General features: G+C 53.6%; 11 protein-coding genes. 8 read left to right on the top strand and 3 right to left on the bottom strand.

What is annotated here, in order from left to right; translation table 11 throughout:
- Positions 1 to 173: 173 nt before the first annotated feature.
- Positions 174 to 533, bottom strand: coding sequence for a sulfite exporter TauE/SafE family protein (locus tag H5T67_11150; GenBank protein MBC7245867.1), 360 nt, complete (start codon positions 531 to 533; stop codon positions 174 to 176).
- A 35-nt stretch (positions 534 to 568) separates the two neighbouring features.
- Positions 569 to 2218 (bottom strand): urocanate hydratase, encoded by a 1650-nt coding sequence (gene hutU, locus H5T67_11145; GenBank protein ID MBC7245866.1) that lies wholly within the window; start codon positions 2216 to 2218, stop codon positions 569 to 571.
- A gap of 187 nt (positions 2219 to 2405) precedes the next feature.
- Here hutU and H5T67_11140 point away from each other — a divergent pair, with 187 nt between their 5' ends.
- From H5T67_11140 to H5T67_11105, 8 genes are all read left to right on the top strand, one after another.
- Entirely contained in the window at positions 2406 to 3101 is a 696-nt protein-coding gene (locus H5T67_11140; GenBank protein ID MBC7245865.1) for a bifunctional 4-hydroxy-2-oxoglutarate aldolase/2-dehydro-3-deoxy-phosphogluconate aldolase, read from the top strand.
- 304 nt (positions 3102 to 3405) lie between these two features.
- Entirely contained in the window at positions 3406 to 4050 is a 645-nt protein-coding gene (locus H5T67_11135) for a fumarylacetoacetate hydrolase family protein (protein ID MBC7245864.1), read from the top strand.
- Between the two features lie 342 nt (positions 4051 to 4392).
- Positions 4393 to 5580, top strand: coding sequence for an ABC transporter substrate-binding protein (locus H5T67_11130; GenBank protein ID MBC7245863.1), 1188 nt, complete (start codon positions 4393 to 4395; stop codon positions 5578 to 5580).
- 95 nt (positions 5581 to 5675) lie between these two features.
- The gene (locus H5T67_11125) at positions 5676 to 6584 is read left to right on the top strand and encodes a branched-chain amino acid ABC transporter permease (protein MBC7245862.1); all 909 of its coding nucleotides are present in this window, start codon (positions 5676 to 5678) and stop codon (positions 6582 to 6584) included.
- Between the two features lie 143 nt (positions 6585 to 6727).
- Complete coding sequence (locus H5T67_11120) at positions 6728 to 7825, top strand: branched-chain amino acid ABC transporter permease (GenBank protein ID MBC7245861.1); 1098 nt, start codon at positions 6728 to 6730, stop codon at positions 7823 to 7825.
- Positions 7806 to 8573 (top strand): ABC transporter ATP-binding protein, encoded by a 768-nt coding sequence (locus H5T67_11115; GenBank protein MBC7245860.1) that lies wholly within the window; start codon positions 7806 to 7808, stop codon positions 8571 to 8573. Before H5T67_11120 ends, H5T67_11115 begins: the two co-directional genes overlap by 20 nt.
- A gap of 20 nt (positions 8574 to 8593) precedes the next feature.
- Positions 8594 to 9814 (top strand): alanine racemase, encoded by a 1221-nt coding sequence (alr, locus tag H5T67_11110; protein MBC7245859.1) that lies wholly within the window; start codon positions 8594 to 8596, stop codon positions 9812 to 9814.
- Between the two features lie 27 nt (positions 9815 to 9841).
- A complete protein-coding gene (locus H5T67_11105) occupies positions 9842 to 10549 on the top strand; it encodes an ABC transporter ATP-binding protein (protein MBC7245858.1) in 708 nt (235 codons plus the stop codon).
- Positions 10550 to 10552: 3 nt separating this feature from the next.
- Here H5T67_11105 and rnc read toward each other — a convergent pair whose 3' ends face one another.
- On the bottom strand, positions 10553 to 11293 hold the full coding sequence (rnc, locus tag H5T67_11100; GenBank protein ID MBC7245857.1) for a ribonuclease III: 741 nt from the start codon (positions 11291 to 11293) through the stop codon (positions 10553 to 10555).
- Between the last annotated feature and the right edge of the window lie 7 nt (positions 11294 to 11300).

The following is an 11300-nucleotide window of genomic DNA, read 5'->3' as shown; positions in this document are numbered from 1 at the left end:
CCATTTGGGGTATACTGGGGATGAGCATATCGCCTTGCTACCACCTATCCTGCTCGACCCAATTAGTACCGACCTGCTGCTCGCTTGTGACAAAGAGGCTGGTAACGATCTATTGGCCACTTACAACGAGAGGGCATCCATAGGATGGCTCAAGGCATCGCGGCATTCGCTGATCAAGCAAATATCATGCGCAAGGCAATGAGCAGCATGGCTACTCCAAATACCTTCTGCAACGCTGCACTGGACATGCACACTGCTGCTTTAGCCCCCAGCAGCCCTCCGACAAAGAAACCCAGACAGACAAAAATAGCCACTTTCAAGTCCACGTAGCCCTGCCGGTAGTATGTCCAAGCGGCGAGGATGCCAATGGGCGGAACTAGCAAGGCCAGAGTTGTTCCCTGTGCCTGGTGCTGAGAAAATCCAAGCAGATAGACCAAGGCTGGTACAATGATTACACCGCCGCCAATCCCGATCAACCCGCTTATCGTTCCGGCCACCAGCCCTATGAGCAAATAGAGCAAAATGTTGTACATGGTGCTGACCTTCTCCCTTTGCAATGAATTGACTGTCAACTTGCCATGGGGATGCGAATGCCATGTTTTTTCGCTGCCGCAATGGCCTCAGGGTATCCAGCGTCAGCGTGACGCACAATAGCCGTTCCTGGATCGTAGGTGAGCACACGTTCCAAGCGCCTCGCTGCTTCCGGCGTGCCATCAGCCACAATCACCTGCCCTGCATGCAACGAATAGCCGATGCCGACCCCTCCGCCGTGGTGGAAGCTCACCCAGGTAGCGCCTCCTACCGCATTTAGCAGCGCATTCAGGATGGGCCAATCGGCTATCGCATCAGAGTCGTCGCGCATACCCTCGGTCTCTCGCCTAGGGCTGGCCACCGAGCCTCCATCCAGATGATCCCGACCAATCACGATCGGCGCGGAGATCTTGCCCTTGGCGATCAAATCGTTGATGAGCAAACCAAACCTTGCCCTTTCGCCATACCCTAGCCAGCAGATGCGTGCAGGCAGCCCTTGGAAAGCTACGCGCTCATGAGCCATGCGAATCCAGCGCACCAGATGCTCATCGTAGGCAAATTCTTTCATCACCACTTCATCCGTCACGTAGATATCATTTGGGTCTCCAGATAGCGCTACCCAGCGGAAGGGCCCTTTGCCCAGACAGAACAACGGACGGATGTAAGCAGGGACAAAGCCTGGGTAGGAAAAAGCATCCTTGACACCGGCGTCATAAGCTCGCTGGCGCAGGTTGTTGCCGTAGTCAAACACCACGGCGCCACGCTTTTGCATTTCCAGCATGGCCTGGACATGGCGGGCCATCGAGTCCATAGAGCGTCGCACATATTCCTGCGGGTTCTTCCGACGCAGTTTTTCCGCCTCAGCAACGGAGAGGTTAGAGGGCACATAGCTCAGCGGGTCATGTGCAGGCGTCTGATCGGTCACAACATCGGGAGTCACGCCTCGCGTGACGAGTTCTGGATAAACATCAGCAGCGTTGCCAATCAGTCCTATGGAAAGCGGCTTTTTCTCCTTGAGCGCTTGCTCTATCAGGGTCATTGCCTCTTCCAGATTATCCACGACCATGTCCACATAACGCGTGTCCAAACGACGCTGGGCACGGGCACGGTCCACTTCCACAATCAACGCCACGCCCTCGTTCATCGTAACTGCCAGCGGTTGGGCTCCGCCCATACCACCCAACCCAGCAGTCAACACAAACTTGCCCTTTAGGCTGCTCTGAAAGTGCTCCTCTGCCGCAGCCGCCAGGGTCTCGTACGTCCCTTGCAGGATACCCTGCGTGCCGATGTAAATCCAACTGCCTGCCGTCATCTGCCCGTACATGATCAAGCCCTTGGCATCGAGCTCATCAAAGTATTCGGGTGTCGCCCATGCCCCCACCAAGTTGGAATTGGCAATTAATACCCGCGGGGCGTCCGGGTAGGTACGGAAAATGCCCACTGGCTTGCCCGATTGAACCAAGAGCGTTTCATCATTCTCCAGCTCTTTGAGGCAGCGCACGAGGGCGTCGAAACATTCCCAGTTACGAGCAGCCTTTCCTCGTCCACCGTACACGATCAAGTCATCAGGCTTCTCCGCCACTTCAGGATCGAGATTGTTCATGAGCATCCGCATTGCTGCTTCCTGCCCCCAGCCCTTGCACGTAATCTTGGTACCACGCGGCGCACGCACGATTCGTTTGGCCATAGCACTCCTCCTTCCCTTATGCTGCGTTCATTATACACTCTGCTAGCGCAGGGATAAAAACGCAGCTCCTTGCTGGACTCTATCTCACAGGGCTGTGCAGTTTTTGACAAAATCTGGCGCATTCTCGATAATGTGCACAACAGCTTGGCTTTTGGTTATGACAGTATTTGCCGACAACGAGGGAAAAATGGCCAGATTTCAACGCCTAGAAGTACTGAACGAGATCATTCGTATCGGCATCGTGCCTATCTTTCATCATTCAGACCTGGCAGTGGCCAAGAAAATCGTGGCCGCCTGCATCGCAGGTGGTGCCAGAGTGATCGAGTTTACAAACCGCGGTGACAATGCTTACCGTGTCTTCTCCGACTTGGTGCTGCATTTCACCAACACCGATCCTTCTGCCATCCTGGGGGTTGGTTCAGTTCTCGATCCGGCAACGGCCGCGCTCTATATCTCTAGCGGTGCCAACTTTGTCGTCGGACCGATATTGAATCCCGAAGTAGCCAAAGTCTGCAACCGACGTAAAGTGGCCTATCTCCCAGGCTGTGCCAGTCCCTCTGAAATATCCGCCGCAGAGGAATTGGGCGTCGAGATCGTGAAAATCTTTCCCGGCGATTGTGTGGGTGGCCCAGCGTTTGTGAAAGCGATTCTGGGACCCTGCCCGTGGACATACCTCATGCCCACTGGTGGCGTAGAGGCTACAAGAGAAAGCATCTCCGCCTGGTTCAAATCAGGGGTGGTTGCAATAGGCATTGGCTCTAACCTAATTAGAAAAGACTGGGTCGAAGCCGGGAACTTTGATGCCATCTCTGCTCTGACGGCCCAAGTCATTGAATGGATTCGTGAAATACGCAGCCAGTCGCTACATGGTATATGGGTTTGAGGTGTCTCCTCAATCCTCAGAACAATACATACTTTTGAAAACAGCTCAGGGAGGAACAATGCGTCTTGGTTATGTATGCCAAAACGGGCAAGTCTTCATCGGCTTAGCACGTGCTGAACAATGGATTGACTTTAGCCGCCTCATGCAAGCGCACGCAGACCAGTTTCCATGGCTACGCGTTTGCCCCCAGCCGACCATAGTGGATCTACTGGAGAACACTCCCGATCTACTGAGCACTGTCAGCCGGTGGTTTACGCACCTGGTTGAAACAGGGGAGATAGAAACCTATCGAATCAGTGGACAAATGCAATTCCTGGCCCCCGTGACCAGGGCATCCAAAATACTGGCCTTGGGCCGCAACTATCGCGCACATGCCGAAGAGGGTGGCTATGCAGTGCCCAATGAGCCCATTTTCTTCGCCAAAGCTTCATCCTCCATTATCGGGCCAGGGGCAAATATCATTTACCCAGATGGAGTGCAACGCCTCGATCCGGAGATTGAGCTGGCTGTGGTCATTGGGCGGAAAGCCAAGTTTGTACCCGAGGACAGAGCGATGGAGTACGTAGCTGGATACACCATTGTCAACGATGTAACTGCTCGGGATATGCAACGACGAGACATCCAGAAGATGAAACCGTGGCTCCGTTCCAAAAGCTTTGACACCTTCTGCCCCATAGGGCCATACCTGGTTCTGACAGATGAAATAGCAGATCCGCACAATCTTGAGCTAGCCTTACGCGTTAATGGAGAAATACGACAGCGCTCAAATACGGCTATGTGCCTGTTCAAAATTCCTCACCTCATTGCCTATATCAGCAAACATATGACCCTCGAGCCAGGTGATGTGATTGCCACGGGAACGCCGGAAGGCATTGCCCCAATCAACAGGGGCGACTTGGTGGAATGCACGATCAGCGGAATAGGCAGCCTCGTTAACCGGGTCGTCTAGCTCCTCACTGCCCAACTACCGGCCTCTTCTTATAGCAGCTCTGCTCATGGCACACTCTACGCCACTTTTATTTGGCAATTCTTGCCATAGCCAGATAATTTGACAAAATAAGTCATCCTATTATAATTTTTTAACTGGGTAAACACACTAGAAAAATGTAATATTGCGACGCAGCCACAAACGCTACCTACCTTTTATGTGATTGCTGGCAAGGACCAGCTATGCACCGTAGACAGCACATGCGCCTTTTCTGAGAAAGGAGGTGAGCAACAGACGGCTAGGAAATTAGCATCTGTCAGGTATAGACAGTTTGATCAATAAGTATCAAAGGAGGATCTCGAGATGCTAAGGAAGCTTATTTTGCTCATGGTTGTGCTTGCTTTGTCAGGCATAGCAACGGCGTGTGCTCCCACGGGGCCAGCGGAAATTCTGGTCGGTGTCAACGCGGAACTCACGGGGGCTATTCCTATGGTAGGAGCAGCTTGCAAAAACGCTGCAGAAATGGCTGCCGAGGAGATTAATGCCGCCGGTGGGTTGGAAATCGGTGGCAAGAAGTACAAAATCAAGCTCGTCATCGCCGACAATGAGAACAAGCCAGAGTCTGCCGCCGCTGCTGCAACCAAGCTGATTACCCAAGACAAAGTCCTGATTCACATCGGCGCCAACGCCAGCAAGAACGCCATCCCAGCCTCATCAGTCTGCAACGAACTACAGTGCCCGATGATCAGCCCCTGGTCCACCAACCCCAACACAACCCTCTATAAGCCCTGGGTCTTCCGCGCTTGCTTCATTGACAGCTTCCAAGCGGGCGTGAACGCCCAGTTCGGAATGGAGGAGTTCAATGCCACAAAGGGAGCGGTCCTCTTCGACATTGGCAGCGATGCCTGCTACTACCAGGGCTTCTTCTTCAAGAACACCTGGGAAAAGCTGGGGGGCCAAATCGTTGCCTTTGAGACCTTCACTACCGGTGACAAGGACTTTACCGCCCAGCTCACCAAGATCAAGGAGTCCGGCGCAGAAGTACTCTATGTGCCGCAGTATTACGACGAAGTGCCCCTCATCGTGAAACAAGCGAACCGCTTGGGCGTTACCGAGAAGATTCACATCATTGGACACGATGGGTGGGAATCTCCCGATCTGTGCAAGCTGTGCGGCGCGGACTGCAACGGGCTGTACTTCACCACCCACTGGGCAGTGGACATTGCTGGTGAAAAGACCCAAGCCTTTATCAAGAAGTACAAGGAGAAGTACGGCGTTGACCCCGACTCTGTCGCCGGCTTGACCTACGATGCCATGTATCTCTTTGCCAAGGCAGCCCAAAATTGCGGCAAACTGACCGGCAATCTGGCTACAGACCGCAAGTGCATCCGCGATGGCTTGGCCGCGATCAAAGACTTTGAAGGCGTTACGGGCACGATGACTCCTACTGAGCAGGGCGATATGATCAAGAGCGTGCACATCGTCAAGATTGACTGCGATGCCGGGGTGTTCCGCTGGTACAAGACCGTGCAACCCAGGACTTTTGAATAATGCGCCGTAATGTGGGCTAAGGGGCTTATCCCTTAGCCCACCCTCTCAGGTTGACAATATTTTCCCTTTAATCTCGTACCAAGGAGATAAATAGGATGACTTATGTCCTGCAGCAGCTCATCAATGCCATACAACTGGGTAGCATCTATGCCCTCATCGCCTTAGGCTACAGCATGGTCTATGGGGTCCTGCGTTTCATCAACTTTGCCCACGGCGATATTTTCATGGTCGGTGCTTTCCTCTCCTACTTCGCCGCTCTGCTCATTAGGCGGCTGGCAGGTTCGGCAGGTATACCCAATGCTCTAATCTTCTTGGGCAGCATGTTGCTGGCTATGCTGGGAACCGCCTTGGTTGCCCTGTCCATTGAGAAGATAGCCTATAGGCCCTTACGCAAGTATCGTCTCTCGGTAGTCATCACGGCTCTGGGGATGGGCGTGTTTCTTGAACACATGACCCTCGTGATTGTAGGCCCATGGCGCATCTCCTTTCAACCTCTTATCAGCGAAAAAGTGCACAAGGTTGCCGGCGTTAGCATCTCCACCACCCAGTTGGTAATCATATTCGTCTCCATATTATTGATGCTCATCCTCGAGTTCATCGTGCGTCAGACCAAACAGGGTATGGCCATGAGAGCTATCTCTTACGATCGGGAGGCTGTCCCATTGATGGGCGTGAATGTGGACCACATTGTCACGCTGACCTTTGCGATTGCCTCCTGCCTGGCTGCAGCAGGTGGACTGCTATATGCACACGCTTACCCCATTATTGAGCCGTACATGGGCATCATGGTGGGTTGGAAAGCGTTTATCTCTGCTGTTGTGGGAGGTATCGGCGTCATCCGAGGTGCTATGCTCGGAGGCTACATCCTTGGATTCGTGGAGATCGCTGCTGGGGCTATCTTCCCATCCCGCATGCGTGACCTGATCAGCTTTGTTGTGCTGATGCTCGTTTTGCTGGCCAAGCCCACAGGCATCTTTGGCCTACCACTTCGCCAGAAAGTGTAGGTGGCAAAATGGCACAATGGCAAAAACTTCGCACGCATATCGCTCAGATCCCAGTATTGGCATACCTTCTTGGCTTTGGAGTGGCGAGTGCGATCGAGCTCATCGTTGGGTCTTCAGCAGCATCACTGCTTGGGCTACCTACCATGCCTACGCTGTTTGGAATTATCCTGATACAGCAGTCATTGGCCCTCTTGCCAGGCATCATTGCCTATGATGTGCTCATATACCTGGTACCCACCTATATCGTGGCACGCTTGGTGGCACCATTGGTGAAGAAATGGATACAGAGAGTGCCCTCACAGCGCTTGCTATTCGCCTATGTGCTGGCCCTTTTCCTGGTGGCATTGCTTTGGGGTGGTTTCCATGAGTACCGGACGATGATCCTCTGTCTTATGGGCATCAACTTCATCCTGTGTATCAGCCTGAACCTTGTGAATGGCTACATGGGCGAGTTCTCTGTTGGACACGCGGGCTTCATGGGCGTAGGCGCTTACATTGCTTCAATACTTACTGTTTGGGTATTCCCAAGATCACTGGGACACCTTGTCTTTCCGTTAGCACTGCTCGCGGGAGGGGCTGGCGCTGCTATTGCTGCACTGCTTGTCGCTATCCCCTCGTTCAAAATCCGGGGAGACTACCTGGCAATCATCACCCTAGCCACGAACTTTATCATCAAAAACGGCATCGAAAACATAGAGAGGATTGGTGGCTCACGGGGCTTCATGGGCATGGCCAAGCTGACCAACGTCCCGTGGGTATTCTTTTGGTCTGTGTTCACCCTGGTCGCGATCCGCAATTTCGTGCTCTCGCCGTATGGTAGAGGGGTTATTGCCATCCGCGAAGATGAGATCGCCGCTGAGGCTATGACGGTGGATACACGCCGCATGAAGATGGTAGCCTTCTGCACCTCCTCCTTCTTTGCTGGCATCGCAGGTGGTCTGTTTGCTCACCTGCTGTTATACATCAATCCCAGCACTTTTACGCTGCTCAAATCCACCGAGTGTCTCGTTATGGTCTATCTAGGGGGTATGGCCAGCATCAGCGGATCGCTAGTAGGAGCAGTTACGTTTACTATCTTATTGGAAATACTGCGTCCACTCGAAGTATACAAGTGGGTTCTGATTCCTCTGCTCCTGCTGGTGATGCTATTGCGACGCCACGCTGGCCTTATGGGTTTCCGCGAATTCAGATTTTTCATCCCAACAGAGGAGACAGAGGTCTATGGCCCTGCTTCACATTAATGGCCTTACCCATTATTTTGGCGGACTGCGCGCAGTCTACGATTTTAATCTGGCCCTCGAAGAGGGCGCGCTGATCGGGCTGATCGGTCCAAACGGAGCGGGAAAAACGACCGTCTTTAACTTGGTTACCGGCATATACCGACCAACTCAGGGCACCATCCAGTTCAATGGACAAAACCTGGTAGGCCTGCCGCCCCACCAGATTGCCGCAAAAGGCATCTGCCGAACTTTCCAAACGATTCGCCTCTTCAGCAATGCCTCGGTCTTGGATAATATCCGGATCGCCTTTTATTCACAGGTTCACGCAAGCCTGCTCGATGCTTTTCTCCGCACGCCTCGGCTTGTCACCGAGGACAAAGCTATCACCCGCGAAGCGTACAAGCTACTGGAGATTCTCAATCTCGAACGCTATGCCAACGAACTGGCTGTGAATTTGCCCTATGGTGAACAAAAAAGAGTAGAGATCGCCCGAGCTTTGGCTACCAAACCGCGTCTTTTGCTGTTGGACGAGCCTGCAGCAGGCATGAACCCCGGCGAAATTGACCGGCTCATGGCCTTGATACACCGCGTTCGCCAAGAATTTGGGCTTACCATTTTCCTGATCGAGCATCAAATGCGCCTGGTCATGCGCATCTGCAAACATATCAAGGTCATGGACTTTGGAGAAACTATCGCCGAAGGTACTCCTGAAGAGATCCGCACAAATCCAAGAGTGCTCCAGGCCTATCTTGGAGAAGAAATAGAATAGCCGCAGGAGAAGACAATTCGATGACTGCAACGGAATGGCAACTAGCCAAACTTCCTTTCAAAGGCAAACCGAATTGGGCAGAGGTTGACCTCGATGCAATTGCCCACAATACTCGAGTGATCAAGCAGTGGATCGGCGAAAAGACAGAACTGATGGCTGTGGTCAAGGGAGACGGCTATGGTCATGGGGCTGTCATGGTAGCTAGGTGCGCCTTGCAGAATGGCGCCACCCGACTGGCCACAGCCCGAGTTGATGAGGCCATTCAACTCCGACAAGCAGGAATTACTGCCCCCATTTTTGTGCTGGGCTATGTTCCTGTCGAAGAGATGGCAGCTGTGGTAAAGTGGGGGATCGAGGCTCCCATCATGCATTGGGACATCGCCACGGCACTGTCGCAGTTGTCCTGCCAAGCAGGCACTATCACGCCTGTCCACGTGAAGGTTGATACCGGCATGGGTCGCTTTGGGCTCATGCCCGACGAAGTAGCAGGCTTTGTGGAGCGACTCCTCACCCTGCCTGGATTGCGCTTCACGGGCTTGTACACTCAGTTTGCTACGGCGGATGAGAAGGACAAATCCTATGCGCACCAGCAATTTGCTATCTATAAGCAAGTACTGCAAAGCCTGGCCGATAAAAGGATTTCCGTACCCATCCGTCATGTGGCCAACAGCCCCACTACTCTAGACCTGCCCGAGGCTCATCTGGACATGGTGAGATGCGGAACCGTCATCTATGGCCTCTATCCCTCTCGTGAAGTAGACCATTCCATTCCGCTGAAGCCTGCTCTTTCCTTGAAGAGCCGTGTTGGGCGAGTGCAGACCTTGCCGGCCGGGTGGGGGGTTAGCTACGGACGTACCTACATCCCTGCCAAACCTGTCCGTGCTGCGCTTATTCCTTTGGGCTTTGGCGATGGCTTTCGCCGCGCATTGTCCAACATCGGCTATGTCCTCATACGCGGAAAGCGCGCGCCAGTGATTGGACGAATCTGCATGGATCAATGCATCGTGGACGTCAGCGCCATTCCAGATGTGGAGCGAGATGACGAGGTCGTGTTCATTGGGAAGCAGGGGGACGAGGAAATCAGCGCTGACTTTATTGCGGAAACCCTACAAAGCATCCATTATGAAGTCCTCACGGCTATTGCTGCTCGTGTGCCGCGGGTCTATATTCAGAATGGCGAGATCGTAGCAATCAGAACGCTATCTGGGCTTGTCCCAGATACTGCTCTAGCGTCTCCATAAACGGGACTCAGCCGAGGAGGTAGCAAAATGCTGTTGTCGGTAGAGAATCTGGAGGTTGCTTACGGCCATATCAAAGCCCTGCACGGGATATCTTTTCATGTTGACCAAGGCGAGATCGTCGCCCTAATTGGAGCCAACGGAGCGGGCAAATCCACAACGCTTAGGGCTATCTCTCGCCTGATTCCCGTTCAGGCCGGCAGCATTCGCTACGATGGGAAAAATCTCCTGGAACTTGCACCTCATGACGTCGTGAAACTAGGCGTGGCCCATGTTCCAGAAGGAAGACGCATCTTTGGCAATCTGACTGTGATGGAGAACCTCAAACTAGCTGCCTACAACCGCAAAGATCGCCAAGAAATAGCGCGGGACTTTGAGCGGATATTTGCCCTCTTTCCACGCCTCGCAGAAAGGAAAGAGCAAAGAGGGGACACCTTGAGCGGAGGGGAGCAGCAGATGCTGGCCGTGGCCAGAGCGCTCATGACCCGGGGTCGCCTGATGCTGCTCGATGAACCTTCTATGGGACTGGCTCCGGTCCTGATGCGCGAGCTTTTCCGCGTGCTGCGCGAGATCAACGAAGCAGGGACTACAATCCTGCTAGTCGAACAGAATGCGCGCATGGCCCTTAGGTTTGCACAACGCTGCTACGTGCTGGAGACGGGCACGATCGTTTTGGAAGGGAGCTCCAAGGAACTGGCCGACAATCCTGCAGTGAGGGAAGCCTACCTGGGCGCATGATGCTCATTGATTATCTGAATTGGCACCTTTCGGTGGCGCAAGGATCATCTCCAAAGCTGCTTGTGCTGCAGCCTGTTCTGCGGCTTGTTTACTTCGTCCGGTACCTTGGCCCCGTACCTGCCCTCCAATGATCACTTCAACGGTGAACTGTTTAGCGTGATCCGGGCCTTCTTCCCGCACGGTGCGATAGGAAGGTGTCTCGTGCAAAACAGCTTGCGCCCATTCCTGCAAGCGACTCTTCGCATCACGCCATTGCGCCACCGTGGAAAAAGTCTCCACCAAGGGTTGCAGTAAGGGAAGGAAAAACCGCCGTGCCGCTTCAAGTCCCTGATCCACATAGATCGCGCCCAACAGAGCCTCAAAGGCATCGCTGAGCACCGTAACGCGCGTGCGGCCACCGCTTTGTTCCTCACCATGTCCCAGAAGCAAATAATGCCCCAGCCCAATTTGCTGGGCAAAGCGAGCCAGTGTTTCGCTGCGCACAAGTTCAGCGCGCACGCTGGTCAACTCTCCTTCCTGCCAGTGGGTGAAGCGCTCATAGAGAAACTCGGCTGTGAGGAAATCACCTACTGCATCGCCCAGAAACTCCAGGCGCTCGTTATCGCTCCACGAGCATGTGGGATTTTCGTTCAAGTAGGAGGAGTGAGTCAGCGCCTGCAGCAGCAATAATGGGTTGCGAAAAGAAATGCCCAGGCCTTTCTGCAACGGAGCAAGCGCTGTCAATCTGTCCCTCAGATCGTCCATCAATGAT

The organism is Chloroflexota bacterium (assembly GCA_014360905.1).
Classification (GTDB): domain Bacteria; phylum Chloroflexota; class Anaerolineae; order UBA2200; family UBA2200; genus JACIWX01.
Note: the sequence above shows the minus strand (reverse complement) of the source record. Positions and strands in the feature narration are given on the sequence as shown.

What these genes read in the sequence shown, in the direction of transcription:
- H5T67_11125 (MBC7245862.1), top strand. Translation starts at nt 5,676, where the DNA reads ATGACTTATGTCCTGCAGCAGCTCATCAATGCCATACAACTGGGTAGC.
- H5T67_11105 (MBC7245858.1), top strand. Translation starts at nt 9,842, where the DNA reads ATGCTGTTGTCGGTAGAGAATCTGGAGGTTGCTTACGGCCATATCAAA.
- H5T67_11115 (MBC7245860.1), top strand. Translation starts at nt 7,806, where the DNA reads ATGGCCCTGCTTCACATTAATGGCCTTACCCATTATTTTGGCGGACTG.
- rnc (MBC7245857.1), bottom strand. Translation starts at nt 11,293, where the DNA reads ATGGACGATCTGAGGGACAGATTGACAGCGCTTGCTCCGTTGCAGAAA.
- H5T67_11120 (MBC7245861.1), top strand. Translation starts at nt 6,728, where the DNA reads ATGCCTACGCTGTTTGGAATTATCCTGATACAGCAGTCATTGGCCCTC.
- H5T67_11135 (MBC7245864.1), top strand. Translation starts at nt 3,406, where the DNA reads ATGCAATTCCTGGCCCCCGTGACCAGGGCATCCAAAATACTGGCCTTG.
- alr (MBC7245859.1), top strand. Translation starts at nt 8,594, where the DNA reads ATGACTGCAACGGAATGGCAACTAGCCAAACTTCCTTTCAAAGGCAAA.
- hutU (MBC7245866.1), bottom strand. Translation starts at nt 2,218, where the DNA reads ATGGCCAAACGAATCGTGCGTGCGCCGCGTGGTACCAAGATTACGTGC.
- H5T67_11130 (MBC7245863.1), top strand. Translation starts at nt 4,393, where the DNA reads ATGCTAAGGAAGCTTATTTTGCTCATGGTTGTGCTTGCTTTGTCAGGC.
- H5T67_11150 (MBC7245867.1), bottom strand. Translation starts at nt 533, where the DNA reads ATGTACAACATTTTGCTCTATTTGCTCATAGGGCTGGTGGCCGGAACG.
- H5T67_11140 (MBC7245865.1), top strand. Translation starts at nt 2,406, where the DNA reads ATGGCCAGATTTCAACGCCTAGAAGTACTGAACGAGATCATTCGTATC.